Origin of the sequence: Okeania sp. SIO3I5 (assembly GCF_010672085.1) — a bacterium.
Taxonomy (GTDB): domain Bacteria; phylum Cyanobacteriota; class Cyanobacteriia; order Cyanobacteriales; family Microcoleaceae; genus Trichodesmium.
Map to the genome: position 1 here is coordinate 28308 of NZ_JAAHHT010000009.1, position 14854 is coordinate 43161.

The following is a 14854-nucleotide window of genomic DNA, read 5'->3' on the forward strand; positions in this document are numbered from 1 at the left end:
ATTTTCAAAATTACGCAACTGCCCACAAGCTACTAATTTTTCCTCACATTCAATCACCCAAAATTGTTGCCAACGTAATTGAGTCGGGTCAAGTTTAGCCGTTAAAACTAACTTACGGATAGACCATATATCTTTAGCAGATGCAGGTCTGAGATTACAGGAATTTGGTAATACTATTTCTGTCATTTTTAGGGAATAGGGAATAGGGAATAGGGAATAGGGAATATAAATTAGTATTAAACTGTACCTTACCATCCTAACAATTGAAGTTGAATTAGATGTTTTGTAAGTGTTGTGCCTAATCCACGTTTTTGCCAAGTTTTTATAACTACTAAACTGCCTAATTATTGTGTATTTTCAAAATTACGCAACTGCCCACAAGCTACTAATTTTTCCTCACATTCAATCACCCAAAATTGTTGCCAACGTAATTGAGTCGGGTCAAGTTTAGCCGTTAAAACTAACTTACGGATAGACCATATATCTTTAGCAGATGCAGGTCTGAGATTACAGGAATTTGGTAATACTATTTCTGTCATTTTTAGGGAATAGGGAATAGGGAATAGAAGTTAGTATTAAACTGTACCTTATCATCCTAACAATTGAAGCAGAAGGTTGTTGTGAATTAGCATAATCACTATTAAGTATTGATAGCTAATAGCTATCATTATTTTTTTCAAAAAATACATCTCAAATATGGTAAGATAGTTTTTTTAAAAAAAGTTATTGGTAAAGATTTATCTGGTTAAAAGTTGGATAAAAATGGATATAGAACAGAACTTACCCAAAGAAACCGGATTTTTAGAATAAATCGTTGTTTTTAACAATAAAAATTCACGACAAAAACCGATTGTTTCTGGGTTAGCCTGCCTAAGTATTGTAGAATTTAAGATCAAGGTAGTCGGCTTTTATAGTAATATTTAATTCTGGCTAAATTAATAAAGCTTTTATATAAAACCAAAAATAATAGCTGATAATTGATGGCTAATGGCTGAATGCTTACAGATTAATTATGTTTAAAACAGAATCAACACAAATTAAGATAGTATTAGTAGAAGCCCAAGGGCCACTAAATGTTGGTTCTGTAGCGCGGATTATGAAAAATATGGGCTTCTATAATTTGGTCTTGGTTAACCCCCAATGCGATCCTCATGGAACAGAGGCCCGAAAAATGGCAGTTCATGGGGCAGAAATTTTAGAAAAGGCGACCATTGTCCAAACATTACCAGAAGCTCTAAAAGGATGTCAAAGGGCGATCGCTACTACATCCTTAGACCGCTCATTGCCCACTCACCTAGAAAACCCTAAAAATTCCCTACCTTGGCTACTGGGATATTCAGCAGCTTTAATATTTGGTAGAGAAGATAGAGGCTTAACTAATGTAGAATTAAACTACGCTCAAAGATTTGTCCGTATTCAATCAGATGATGCCTATCCTTCTCTAAATCTGGCTCAAGCAGTAGCTATCTGTTGTTATGAGCTATATCAGGCACAACTTAATGAGGAAAATAGTCATCAAAGTCAACAAAACTCTGATTCAGAAGTCTCCCTAGATGTTTTAGAAGCATATTATCAGGATCTAGAAACTATGTTGTTGAAAATAGGTTATCTTTATCCCCATACAGCATCTAGCAGAATGGAAAAATTCCGTCGTTTATACAATCGTGCCTATCCTTCTAGTCAAGAAGTGGCAATGTTGCGGGGAATGATTAGACAAATCAATTGGGCACTGTCTAATCAGGATCGGGATGATAGTTAATTTTCTACTCTGGGTATTTTAATTTAAGAGGAACGTCCCACCGCCAAATTTAAGTTCCTTATGAAAATATTCAGGATTTATTCATCAGGTAGTTATCTGCTTTGGACTAGATAAAAATAGGTACGACTCGCGCTAAAGTGATAGGGTGATTTACAGGCTTATTAGTAAGGCCAAGTGCTTCTGTGCAAAGCTAATTTTCTAGTAATTTTGTTACAGAACCTAGTCTTGAAGAATTTTGTAGGTTGTGGGTGCTAGGTTTTAAGTTTAATGTTTGCCGTTGGATTTAACCCCAACTTAAGTAGTAGACATTGCCAATAATGGTTGGGTTTTCGACACTATTGCTCTGTAATAGTGTAGGGAAAAATTTGCTACCTAACACCCAACAACTTTGGAGTGGAGTGACGATAATAATTATCAGACAAATTCACTATTAATAATGTCAAAACTTGTCATAAATGAGCAGAAATAATTGTTGGGATTTCCGATAATTTTCAGGTTATTCAATCAAAGAAAAAATTATTTTTGCCGAGGTAGCTTTTGATATTTTTGCAATTAAAACCCCGCCCTTAAAGGCGAGGTATTATCAATAAAATTATAGTTATATATTAAGGTGTTTGGAGTGGTTCAGAGTTTTCGTAATCGATCGATTCTTTCAGTAGTTTCTTCTACTAATAAGTCCGACTCTCAGTCGGAGCAGTCTAGTAGTAGAAAGCCTCGTAGTCGGGTGCAACCGCAGTCACCTCTTAAGAAAAAGCATAATGTAGCCAAGTTTCCAATTCCAACTTCTGAGCGAACATTTCTGAGAACAGTGCCTCCCAAAAAGAAGACTGCTGTACCTAAAGTTTCAAAACAAGAGATTCCGAAATTTCAGTCTCATCGATCTAAACGTAGTCGAATAGAGGAAATCGCTAGATTAAAGAATATCGCAGAACAACAACCCAAATCGTCTGCTCGCCCTCAGAAACGAGCAGAAAAAGCTCAAGCGATTTCTCAGTCACTCCCGACTAAAAAATCACCAGTTACAAGTCGTCAGAATTCTCGTTCTTCTTCTTTGCTATTGTACGCAACTCGGATGTTTATCTTAGGTGTGGGAATAGCGGTGATTGCTGGAACAGTGCTATCAATATTGAAGCCGGGAAGTAGTTATAATCCAATATCTCAAGCAGCAGATAGTGAGGTAGAGACAGATCGAGAATGGAAATCTCCTTCCATTGTACCTTTAGCAGTACAACAAACTCGGGAAATTGCAGCTTTGAAAACAGAGTTGGATACAGTCATCGCCAAATATCCAAAGTTAACACCAGGAGTATTTCTGATTGATGTTGATACTGGTGCTTATGTGGATATTAATGGAGATACTACTGTGGCAGCAGCTAGTACGATTAAGTTACCGATCTTAGTGGCTTTTTTCCAGGCTGTAGATCGGGGCAGAATCAAATTGGATGATATGTTGACAATGGAGGAATCTCATGTAGCTGAGGGATCTGGAGATATGCAGTTTCGGAAGCCTGGGAGAAAATATACCGCTTTGCAAACGGCGAGGAAGATGATTGCGATTAGTGATAATACAGCAACTAATATGTTAGTTGAAGCACTTGGTGGCGCTGATGTTTTGAATCAGTTGTTTCAGAGTTGGGGTTTGAAGAATACTGTGATTAACGATCGCCTACCAGATTTGTCGGGAACTAATACAACGAGTCCCAAGGATTTGATCGATTTAATTTCACAGGTGAATCAGGGTGGTTTGGTGTCGCTGAAGTCTCGCGATCGCTTATTTGGAATTATGGAGAGGACTCAAAATAATTCGTTGTTGCCTAGGGGTGTAGGTAAAGGTTCTGTGGTTGCTCACAAGACAGGTAATCTGAAGTCTGTGTTGGCGGATGTTGGTATGATTGATTTGCTTAATGGTAAGCGTTATCTATTGGCTGTATTGGTGAAGCGTCCCGATAATGACCAAGATGCTGTAGACTTGATTCGGGGGGTGTCTAAGAAAACTTATCAATATCTTAAATCCTCAGAATAGAGGGAGTAGGGAGTAGGGAGTAAGGAGTAGGGAGTAGGGAAGATTGCTTTGTCTGAGTTTTAGGCTTTTTATGCGTCCTAACTTTTGCTTCGACTGCTGTACTTGTTGTTCAAAGTCAACTTACAGCACTTCCCGCTGCTCGTGAGGTACACACCTAGCCGGCAAGATGCCTGCACTACAAGAATTTCACTATTTAAGCCTGTACCTTATTAGTCTGAAATATGCTCTAACTATAGAAGCCATTTGGTATCTCTACAAAATTGGTATCTCTAGAAAAGAGGGAGTAGGGGAGCGCTTGTGTAGGGGAGCAGGGGAGCGCTTGTGTAGGCATTACTCATTCATTGTCTGAGCTAGAATATTTACAACCCTACATTTTTTGAGTCCTGTAGGGACCACACCTCCCACACCTCCCACACCTCCCACACCTCCCACACCTCCCACACCTCCCACACGAACCAACTTCCCAATAATAGATCCCAAATGGGTTCTATTTGGCAACTTTTAGAGAGTAATGAATCCGAATTATTAGCAAAAACTATACTAGAAAAACACCCATCAATAGTAATTATTGCTGCTAGATATAAAGATGCGGGGTTAGCTCCTGGAGAAGATAATTTTCCTTTACCTGCTGCGGTTAATTACTGGCGTTCTCAAAAGGAACCTCCCGATCTAAGCAGGACATTTACAGGGGGTGAAATTCATACTTATATGGTTCATCATTTTCTGAACCAAAGATTTGTGATACCTATTCCTAATTTATGGTTAATTGGGATTGCTGCTTTGTTAGGAAAAGGAGTGGTATTAATGTTAGAAAATCGGAGTCAAAGGCAACAACAGGAAGTTATTTTGTTATTACTATTTTTCTTGAATTTAATTTATGGGTTAGTGAGTTTACAAATTTATATTTCAGCAGCAATTTTATTCCCTTGGTTTTTACCTACTCTAACATTTTGGATTTATATATTTTTATATTTAATCAATTTTGGAAAAGAGGGAACAGGGAACAGGGAGATATAATTGATTTCCTGTTTGAATTTATGGATAGTAATTGATTTTAAAGGAAGGCAGAAGGGAAAGAAAAGTTTACAGCAGTTTTCATTTCAGTAAACCACAGTAGGGACGTTCCATGGAACGTCCCTACGGGGTTTTGGTTCTAACGATGTGGTTCATCAATCTGAAAAGCGCTGTAAAGGCAGAATTTTTTTTATCACTGATTATCCGGACATGATATGACTACTCATAAATATCAAATTCTTGAGAAGAATATAGTGGTTGAGTATCTTCTACTGTAGGGGCGATTTCCGTTTGTCATGCTCCTAATTAGGGCTTGCTGAATAAATATTAAAGTCTTTAGAGATAAAGGTTATAGCCTTTTTAAATCCCGAAAAAGTGCAGCTTTTCCCAATATAATTACCAAAAAGTTAGGATTTTAGGAAGACCAAAGATAGAAAAATTACTTTCACAATTATTTCTCCTAATTTCTTTCTCTTCCCACCCTCCCCACACTTCCCACACTTCCCACACTTCCCACACTTCCCACACTTCCCACACTTCCCACACTTCCCACACTCCCCTACTCTGCTTTTTTCAGCAAACCCTAATTACGCGGAAAGCGACAGCATTCGGAACGAAATCGCCCCTACGACTACTGACTACTGACTACTAATATCAAATCCGGTAGTATCGGTAGAATTCCAGACTCTCCGGGGTTTGGTCTCCAAACCCTCGACAAACTAGGAGTTTTCACTCTTTTCTGATAGTAGAATTATATCACTCCGATTTATCGGGAACCGTAGTCAGCGGATTTGATATAATATCTTCTACTGACTATTGACTACTAATATTTTCTACTGACTATTAGACTTCTCCAAAAATGAAAAATCAAATCAATTCTGATCAAAAAATTATCAATTACTCCCCCCTGTTCCCAGATCCGCTGTTCCCTGTTCCCTCTTTTCTGGAGATGTCTATTGACTATTGACTACTGACTACTAATGAATGATATAATTGATCGAGTATACTAAAATTTATTACAATAAATTCCCGTGAAAAGTTATAAATTCTCTCCTCTTAGAGAAGCACCAATTCTAATAGTTGACGATCGTCCCAATAATTTAAAAATTCTTGCCCAACAAATTAGAGAAGCAGGATATAAAGTGGCGATCGCTGAAAATGGCAAAAGTGCTATTGAACAAGGGAAACAAAATCCTCCTATGTTAATTTTATTGGATGTAGTTATGCCAGATTTGGATGGTTTTGAAACCTGTCAACAACTCAAATCTCAGCCCGAGACAAAAGATGTTCCAATTATTTTTATGACAGCATTGAATGATATTGCCAATAAGGTTAAAGGTTTATCTATTGGAGGAGTAGATTATATTACCAAACCTTTTCAGATAGAAGAAGTCTTAGCTCGGATTAAAAATCAACTAACAATTCAAGAGCTACAACAAGAACTTAAAAGTTTAAATAGGGAACTAGAACAACAAGTTAAACAACAAACGGTTCAATTACAACAGGAGATGTCAGAACGCGAGCAAGCACAAGAGAAAATGATGTATATGTCTAGGCGTGATGCGTTAACAGGTTTACCGAATCGTGTATTATTAATGGCTATCTTAGAAAAATTGGTGCATCGGGTAAAAGATGAAACGGATACTTATTTTGCTTTACTTTCTCTGGATTGCGATCGCTTTAAAATTATCAATGATTCTTTAGGTAATGTACTCGGCGATCAACTGTTAATGGAAATCGCAGCACGTCTCAAGTTATGTGTGCGAGTTAGTGACGCCTTAGCTCGTTTAGGAGGGGATGAATTTATAATTGTGTTGACAGAAATACAAGCTCTTAAAGATGCGATTGCAGTAGTCCACAGAATTCAAGAGAAATTAACCAAACCGTTTTACCTCGAAAACCATGAAATTTTTATAACTGCTAGTATCGGTATTGTTTTCGCCGACGAAAATATAGAGCAACCAAGTAATCTTTTAAGGGATGCTGATACTGCAATGTATCAAGCTAAGAAAAAAGGTGGCGATCGTTATGAAATCTTCGATCCTAGTATGCACGCTTCTGCCATGAATCGTCTGCAATTGGAAAACGATCTACGTCGAGCTGTCAAACAAGAGGAATTCCAAGTATATTATCAACCAATTGTTTCCTGTCAAACAAATCAAATTACTGGATTTGAAGCATTAATTCGCTGGTTTCACCCAGAAAAAAGCATGATATCACCGGGAAAATTTATTCCCATTGCCGAAGACAATAATTTGATTATTCCGATAGGTAAGTGGATTTTAAGGCACGCTTGTCAACAACTTTACACTTGGCAACAACAACAAGTGGTATCACCATCTTTGACAATAAGTGTTAACCTTTCAGTCAAACAGTTCGCTCAACCAGATTTAATTGCAGAAATTGATGGTATTCTGGAAGAAACTAACCTGAGTAGCAGTAATTTAAAGTTAGAAATTACCGAAAGTGCGCTCATGGAAAACGCTGAATCAGCATATTCATTGCTGCAAAAACTGAGAAAACGTCAAATCCAATTAAGTATTGATGATTTTGGTACTGGTTATTCTTCCTTAAGCTATTTACACCGTTTTCCAGTTAATACCTTAAAGATAGATCGTTCTTTTATTAATCGTATGGAACAACCACAACAGGGTTCAGATATTGTCAAGGCGATTATCTCATTGGCACATAATTTAGATATGGATGTTATTGCTGAAGGCGTGGAAACCTCTCAACAGTGGGAACAACTCCAAAAACTCAATTGCGATTATGGACAAGGATACTTTTTTTCACCTCCGGTAAGCAGCGATCGAATCAAAGAAATACTTATATCATGTCCAGTTGAATAGTTATAAATAAAAATGGAGGAGTCAGGAGTCAGGAGTCAGGAGTCAGGAGGGAATAGGAGGGAATTTTAAGCTATAACGACGAGAAATTTTTTTGGTCGCGTTTTCTTATAGGGAATGCTACGCAAACATGTCGCGCAGCGAAAGCGGAAGGTCTTTCTATCACGCTCTTATCCGGAAATGATAGAGCGATCAGGAATCAGATGTGAGAAAAAGCTGTAGGGGTTTGGTCTCCAAATCCTCTAGCGCTTGGGTTTGGAGACCAAACCCCTACGATAAAATCTTATATCATGTTCGGTTGAATACTTATAAATAATTATCAAGGAGTCAGGAGTCAGGAGTCAGGAGTCAGAATTGCTGGAGAAAGGAGTCAGGAGAAAAGTAGAAGTGTAATATCTTTTCCCTACTCTCACAGCTGAAATTTTATTCATAACTGATTACCCGAACATGATATTACAACCTATTAGATATCTCTGATAATCAAACAAGCAAATTATTGATCGTGATTTATGTGCTGTAGGTTACCGCCTGATTGCGCCCCTGCTGTTTTGCTTTGTACATCGCTCGATCCGCCATATCAATCAGATTCTCTGGTGAATTATTTGCGGTAGGAATAACACAGGCAATTCCTAAACTCAAAGAAATAATGGTATTTACCTCTGAGCGCTCATGGGGAATTCTTAGTACCCTAATCGCTTGTTGAATGCGATCGGCAATAGCGATCGCTCCTGGTCGCTCTGTATTGGGCAAAACAATCGCAAATTCTTCACCTCCATAACGAGCAACAATATCCCTAGGGCGTTCGATCGTTTTAGAGAGCGCTTTTGCCACACGACTTAAACAATCATCTCCCTTTTGATGACCATAAAAATCATTATATTTTTTGAAGTAGTCAATATCTATCATAATTAAAGACAAAGGTTGTTTTTCTCTTTGACAAATTTGCCATTCTTTCGCTAAACTTCTATCAAAAATACGGCGATTGCTAATACCTGTTAGACCATCTATACTAGCGAAAGTCTTCAATTCTAATTCCTGTTTTTTGTTTTCAGTAATATCTCTAACTGTAACGCTAAAACCATCAACTAATTTAACTGCTGTAAAACTATACCATTTTTTCTCTTGGTTCTTATTAGAACTCAAGTCTTTTTGTAAGGATATTCCTGTTTCCACAACTCCAACAAAAGCAGTAAATAAACTGGGGTCAATTTTATTGATAAACTTTTTGAAAATCAACTTTCCCGTTAAATCTTCTGGTTCTCAATTCAACACTTTAGCAATAACAGGATTAACGACTAGGCAGCAAAAATCCTCTATTTTTCCTGTTTGAGGATTTCTAACTGCTTCTAAAGCAGCAATTCCATCTAGGGAATTATTTAAAATACTGGTAATTAATGCTCTAGATTGATATAAAATTTCTTCTGCTTTTTTTCTTTGTTTAATTTCTTGCTTGAGTTTTTCTTGTTCTTGTTGTAAGAGTTTTTGTTGTTTTTGAATCATTAACTGATTCCTAATTATTGCTAATACTTCTTCTTCCTGAAATGGCTTGGTAATATAATCAATTCCTCCCATTTAAAAAGCTTTAACTTGATCAAATACTTCACTTAAAGCAGTAATAAAAATAATCGGAATATTTTGAGTTTCACGATCTAATTTTAAGGATCGACAAACTTCATAGCCATCCATTCCTGGCATTTGTATATCTAATAAAATTAAATCAGGAGGTTCTATTTGCACTGCTTCAATTGCACTTTCACCATCTGTCGCTTTTCTCACTTGATAATTTTCCCCCTTTAAAATAGTTGTTAAAACTCGTAAATTAGGAATTTTATCGTCTACAATTAATATATTATTTGCTATGATCTATCGGTTCATAATTTTTATTATTAGATTCAATTATTTAGTATTTTTATAGCTGAGAAAGAGTTGCTTAGGACATGGACTGATGATGAACCTTAGACTGGGAAATGTTTTTCTAACTGTTCCCTGTTCCCTGTTCCCTGTTCCCTGCTATAACATAAGTTTGCAATATATAATTCTGAAAGATTACCACAAATGTTCTTTCTTAAAGCTGATTTATAAATTAAATATTAAGAGAATTTATTGCTTGTTAGACTTAGATTTGGCAACTTATGGCCTTTGAGATTTAATATTCCTGATGCACTACCGTAAAATCAAAGTTTTCCTGGGTCATAATGAATAATTAATAATTACCTCTCCTTGAAAAGAAGAGGATTACTAATCATAAAAATTTTTATTTATTATCCCCTTAAAAGGGCAGGCTTTAAACCAAAATTTTTCGGTAAGATTTTATCGTAGGGGTTTGGTCTCCAAATCCTTATAATTTGGGTTTGGAGACCAAACCCCTACACTTTTTTCTCACATCTCATTCCTGATTACTATATTTGTAGCAAACATTTATCACGCCTGGTATAACAGCTAAGTTAAAGAATCAGTTCTTACATAGCTACTCTAACAATATTAAGCAGATGGGTGTTAAAATTTATCATAATTAGGAAATTAGGAAGGAGGAAAGCTATGCTGAAGGGAAGAGGCTTCAGAGCTACTTTACTTTTTGTTACATACTTAGTTTTTTTTCGTGCCTACCTACTGAATCAGAGGATTTTTATGAATAAAAAACTCAATTTGATGCTATTTTTTTTAGGATTAAAAATAACATTTTTATGGAATTTCCCAATAATTAAAGCACAAAATATTCAAGGAAAAAATGATATTAATGAGAAGTGGGAAAAAGTTTTTCAAGATTCATTTAATCAATCAGATGAAGACCCACCAGTAACCCCAAAAGATGGTACTACTCGGGGTGGTAGTTTGTGTTTAGTTTCTCCTGGTTCAACAGAGTTCAAGGAAAAAATTTGGAATACTCGTCCGACATTTATTTGGCAAGGAGAATTAGAGCGAATTTCCATTCCTCCAGCTAATAGTGAAGAGATTTTGTGGGCGAAAAAAGTTCAAGATAATCAGCAAATAATTATTGACAATGGAGAATCATTAAAACCTGGTAATACTTATTATTGGAGAGTATTTGATTCAATTGATTATGAGTATTCTTTTCCTACATTACGAGTGACTTTTACAGTTATGGATGTTCCCGAACGTGAGGTGATTACTCGAGAGTTAGAAAAACTTGATACTGGTTTAAAGCAAGCTAAAGCTACACCAGAAGCGATCGCTTTAGCTAAAGTTAAATTTTTGGCAGAACGTAATTTATTTTCGGATGCTTTATCGGAAGCATTTACAGTTAAGAATCCCTCGACTGAATTGCAGGATTTTCGCAGTAATATTTTGCAGCATTTTTGTGCAAAATAATATCAAGTTAGTAGTCAGTAGTCAGTAGTCAGTAGTCAGTAGAAAACACTCAACCACTTATTTCTAGGGTGTGTCATTTCAGTTATCAGTACCTCTGTCTTTTTGCTCCGCATTCCGCAGGAAAGCTAGAGGCTTGAAATACTGAAATTGATTTTTATCATCCCCTTAAAAGGGGAGGCTTGAGACCTTATTTTTTGGTCAATAATTGGAAATTAAACTGCCTAAAAAGGATGATATTCTCTTTGAGATATAGAATAACCCATTGTCAAAACTACTTGACAAAATTGTTCTTTTCCATAAGCTTTATAGGCTTGCTAAAGGGTTCCTAATCCTATTTTTTTTTCCATAAAAATTCAAAATCAGGAATCACTTTAAAATATACAATAATTAAACTAACAGATTTTCTAGAATTTAATCTAAATTATGAACCTAATCTTATACAGTAAACCAGGCTGCCACCTCTGCGAAGGACTCCAAGAAAAACTCGAAGAAATACTGAAAGACCCGGAAAACCCCTGTAAATTCGACCTAGAGGTTAGAGATATTACTACCCGTGATGACTGGTTTCAAACTTATCAATATGAAATACCCGTACTTTGTGTATCTGAGCCGAATAGCACAACTGAAAAGCTTATACCACGATTTTCACCTCGAACACCAGTAAAAAATTTGCAGCAAAAGTTACAAAAATATTTGTAAATTTTTGCTGAATTTATTGACTTTTACTCATTCTTTACTCATTCTATTTTAATGGATAGGAAAGATGAGTAAAATTCCTAATGTATTCTAGGAGTGGTTAGTACATAATTTCAGATTTATCAAATAAATTTATTTGATAAAAAATAAAATACAGACCTACATAGAAAAATATGAATATAAAATTTTGAGTGAGATTCTGAAGTGCATTTTTTTGTGTGTAGGGTTACCGAATAATTAAGGTTTAAAGCCTCTCCTTTCAAGGATAAACAAGCAAAAATTTTCATGATTAGTCAATCCTCTTCTTTTCAAGGAGAGGTAATTATTAATTATTAATTATTGAAAGTAACTGCACCAAGATAAAATCAATTTACTCCTGATTTTTAGGTAATTTTTGGTTTAACTCTTGGACGGTTTGCTGAATAGCGCTCAGTTTTTCGTTATGACGTTTTATATCGGTTTTATGAAGCAGTTCATTATTAGTTCATATAGTCAAAACTCAGAAGTTACTATCACCTTCTGCTCATTTAATTTATGTGTAATCCTGTCTTCATTGTTTAAGCGTTCGGTAGATACTTTTAGGATTTCGCAAACATCCTCTACAAAGAAATAAGACTCATCATCACTGCCGAGAATGACACGAACTTCATTTGAGTTAAAATTGTAAGTCAACATAAGTATCATTTGCTAAATGCTTAATGCTCAATCAAGAGATTAAATTCCCCCCTTGAGTATTAACCATTTTTCCATAAAAAGTTTCCCTGAACAAAGACAATAACCGAAAAGCTTATAGCATCTCCCTTTCCTTGAATGTAAGTAAAAAAAATGCAGTAAATGTTACAAATATTCTTGTAAATTTTTGCTATACTTTAAATTAAAAAAACTCAAAAAAACTATTGGAGTTCCTAATATGAAATTGAGAGAATTATTAGCAAAAGTTCCAAGTATTTCACTTACCAATAATCACCAAGCTTTAGAAACAGAAATTAAAGGTTTAGCGACAAATTCCCATGCTTGTCAACCAGGAGATTTATTTTTGGGAATGCCAGGTACCCGCGTTGATGGGGGAGACTTCTGGTCAAGCGCGATCGCTAATGGTGCAGTGGTAGCTATAGTTTCTCATTTGGCAGCAACAAAATACCCAGCCAAAAATGAGTGTGTTATCCCAGTTGCCGACATGAGTCAAATTTGCCCAGAAATTGCTGCTGCATTCTATGACTACCCTGGGCAAAAAATCAGAATGGTAGGCATCACTGGCACCAACGGCAAAACCACTACTACCCATTTAGTCGAATTTCTCCTGAATAATGCTCAACTACCTACCGCTTTATTCGGCACACTTTATGCGCGTTGGCCAGGATTTGCAGAAACGGCAGCTTACACCACACCTTTTCCAGTGGAATTGCAAAACCAACTGGCGCAAGCAGTGGCAGCAGGTAGTAAATATGGAGTCATGGAAGTTAGCTCTCACTCTCTACATCAAAAGCGAGTTTGGGGTTGTACTTATGAGGTGGCAGTATTTACTAATTTGACCCAAGATCATCTCGACTATCACAAAGATATGGATGATTACTTTGAGGCAAAAGCGTTGCTGTTTGGTTCAGACTATCTCAAGGGTAGGGCGATCGTTAATGCTGATGACTCCTATGGCAAAAAGTTGATTGCCAGATTAGAGTCGGAAAAGGTTTGGAGTTACAGCACCAGTGACACTTCTGCCGATCTGTGGGCATCAGATTTAGAATACCAACCTACGGGAGTTAAGGGAACGCTGCATACTCCCCAGGGCGATATTGCTTTTAGTTTGCCATTGGTAGGGCAGTACAATTTATCTAATATGTTAGCTGCGGTGGGAGCAGCTTTACATTTGGGTTTAGATTTGGCGATGGTGGTTGCTCATTTATCAGAATTTCCGGGAGTACCTGGTCGGATGGAAAGAGTACAGGTGACTGAAGAGCAAGATGTAAGTGTAATTGTTGATTATGCTCATACTCCTGATAGTTTAGAGAATTTGTTAAAAGCAGCACGACCTTTTATTCCTGGTCGGATGATTTGTGTATTTGGTTGTGGAGGCGATCGCGACCGGACTAAGCGACCAAAAATGGGTCAAATTGCTGCTGAGTTATCAGATTTAGCTGTGGTGACTTCTGATAACCCCCGCACTGAAGACCCGGAAAAAATTTTACAGGATATTTTGGAGGGAATATCGCCGGAAGTTAAGCCTTTGGTGATAAGCGATCGCTCTCAAGCTATTAATGCTGCTATTATGGAAGCTAAAGCTGGAGATGGGGTGTTGATAGCTGGAAAAGGTCACGAAGATTATCAAATTCTGGGTACGGAAAAAATTCATTTTGACGATCGGGAGCAGGCGAGGGATGCTTTGAGCGATAAGTATGGTTTGAGTTAAAAGTAAAGTGGACGTAGTAGGGTGTCTAGGCTAAAATTGTGGAAAACCTAACCCCCCAACCCCACAACTATCCCCCCTTGCCCCACGAGTGAAAGGGGGGATAGTTGTGGGGGAGTTTATCCCATCTCCTTTAACGTGCCGGAGGCAATCGCTCCCAAACAGGTCTTACTTGTTTTCGTTGGTGGCCTACTGATAATTTATCAAGTGCTTGAAGAGTGGCGATAGCGAAGGGCAATTATTTTTTTTCTTCTTCTATTATACACAAACGATGCTACCGGACATGATATAAGTCTTGGAGCGGCTTTTTCTACAGAAAAAATGTATTAATAAGTACATTTTTTCATAAATTTAAGTAGTTTGACTTGGCTACCATGACTCTTTCTCCCCTGCTCCCCTACTACCCACAAGGTTTTCAGGAGTTCCTGATCAGGGATAGTTTTAGGAGAGGGATTTGCTGAGAGGTCTTCGGTGGTGGCTCGCTCCTTACCTACAAAATTGCTATCGCCTTTCTAAACTTAATCAGCACTTACGCAGAACCGCTGTATCTAGTAAAGGCGAACAGTTGTTCACCCCTACATATAGTGTACAATCTGATATTTTGCGTAATATCAAATCCGGGTAATTACAATACCCAAGTCATTGCGACTGGAACGGAGTGGAAGGAAGCAATCTCATGGGTTTAACTTTCCTGGCGGGAAGTCCCGCGCTCTCCATCCCCCCTAACCCCCCTTTGGAAGGGGGGAGGGGAGCGTCGGGATGAAAGCCTGGGCCAGGATTCGGAT

13 protein-coding genes are annotated in these 14854 nt (G+C 37.2%); 7 read left to right on the top strand and 6 right to left on the bottom strand.

Annotated features, from left to right (window positions below; all coding sequences use genetic code 11):
* Positions 1-186: GNAT family N-acetyltransferase (locus F6K40_RS03665; protein WP_483143762.1), on the bottom strand; the 186-nt coding region annotated here is incomplete at its 3' end.
* 158 nt (positions 187-344) lie between these two features.
* A complete protein-coding gene (locus F6K40_RS03670) occupies positions 345-539 on the bottom strand; it encodes a GNAT family N-acetyltransferase (RefSeq protein WP_365670013.1) in 195 nt (64 codons plus the stop codon).
* Between the two features lie 473 nt (positions 540-1012).
* Between F6K40_RS03670 and F6K40_RS03675 the strand changes: the two genes are divergently transcribed.
* The 3 genes from F6K40_RS03675 to F6K40_RS03685 all read left to right on the top strand — a co-directional run bounded on the left by F6K40_RS03675 (position 1013) and on the right by F6K40_RS03685 (position 4799).
* A complete protein-coding gene (locus F6K40_RS03675) occupies positions 1013-1759 on the top strand; it encodes an RNA methyltransferase (RefSeq protein ID WP_293131536.1) in 747 nt (248 codons plus the stop codon).
* 619 nt (positions 1760-2378) lie between these two features.
* Complete coding sequence (locus F6K40_RS03680) at positions 2379-3782, top strand: serine hydrolase (RefSeq protein WP_293131539.1); 1404 nt, start codon at positions 2379-2381, stop codon at positions 3780-3782.
* A 480-nt stretch (positions 3783-4262) separates the two neighbouring features.
* Positions 4263-4799 carry a hypothetical protein gene (locus tag F6K40_RS03685; RefSeq protein ID WP_293131542.1) on the top strand — a complete coding sequence of 179 codons (537 nt, stop codon included), beginning with the start codon at positions 4263-4265 and terminating at the stop codon, positions 4797-4799.
* A 393-nt stretch (positions 4800-5192) separates the two neighbouring features.
* Here F6K40_RS03685 and F6K40_RS03690 read toward each other — a convergent pair whose 3' ends face one another.
* Positions 5193-5342, bottom strand: a complete 150-nt coding sequence (locus tag F6K40_RS03690) for a hypothetical protein (RefSeq protein WP_293131545.1) — start codon at positions 5340-5342, stop codon at positions 5193-5195.
* A 485-nt stretch (positions 5343-5827) separates the two neighbouring features.
* On the opposite strand from F6K40_RS03690, the gene F6K40_RS03695 reads away from it, so the two are divergent.
* On the top strand, positions 5828-7645 hold the full coding sequence (locus F6K40_RS03695) for a two-component system response regulator (protein ID WP_293131548.1): 1818 nt from the start codon (positions 5828-5830) through the stop codon (positions 7643-7645).
* Between the two features lie 504 nt (positions 7646-8149).
* Here the strand turns inward: F6K40_RS03695 and F6K40_RS03700 are convergent.
* From F6K40_RS03700 to F6K40_RS03710, 3 genes are read right to left on the bottom strand one after another with little or no spacing between them, the layout of a single operon-like run.
* Positions 8150-8878: a diguanylate cyclase gene (locus F6K40_RS03700; RefSeq protein WP_293131551.1), complete on the bottom strand. Its 729-nt coding sequence runs from the start codon at positions 8876-8878 to the stop codon at positions 8150-8152.
* Positions 8879-8902: 24 nt separating this feature from the next.
* Positions 8903-9214 carry a hypothetical protein gene (locus tag F6K40_RS03705; RefSeq protein WP_293131554.1) on the bottom strand — a complete coding sequence of 104 codons (312 nt, stop codon included), beginning with the start codon at positions 9212-9214 and terminating at the stop codon, positions 8903-8905.
* On the bottom strand, positions 9215-9505 hold the full coding sequence (locus F6K40_RS03710; RefSeq protein ID WP_365670044.1) for a response regulator: 291 nt from the start codon (positions 9503-9505) through the stop codon (positions 9215-9217).
* A gap of 765 nt (positions 9506-10270) precedes the next feature.
* Between F6K40_RS03710 and F6K40_RS03715 the strand changes: the two genes are divergently transcribed.
* The 3 genes from F6K40_RS03715 to F6K40_RS03725 all read left to right on the top strand — a co-directional run bounded on the left by F6K40_RS03715 (position 10271) and on the right by F6K40_RS03725 (position 14072).
* Positions 10271-10972 (top strand): hypothetical protein, encoded by a 702-nt coding sequence (locus tag F6K40_RS03715; protein ID WP_293131557.1) that lies wholly within the window; start codon positions 10271-10273, stop codon positions 10970-10972.
* A 423-nt stretch (positions 10973-11395) separates the two neighbouring features.
* On the top strand, positions 11396-11671 hold the full coding sequence (locus tag F6K40_RS03720; protein WP_293131560.1) for a glutaredoxin family protein: 276 nt from the start codon (positions 11396-11398) through the stop codon (positions 11669-11671).
* Between the two features lie 907 nt (positions 11672-12578).
* Positions 12579-14072, top strand: coding sequence for a UDP-N-acetylmuramoyl-L-alanyl-D-glutamate--2,6-diaminopimelate ligase (locus tag F6K40_RS03725; RefSeq protein WP_293131563.1), 1494 nt, complete (start codon positions 12579-12581; stop codon positions 14070-14072).
* Positions 14073-14854: the final 782 nt, after the last annotated feature.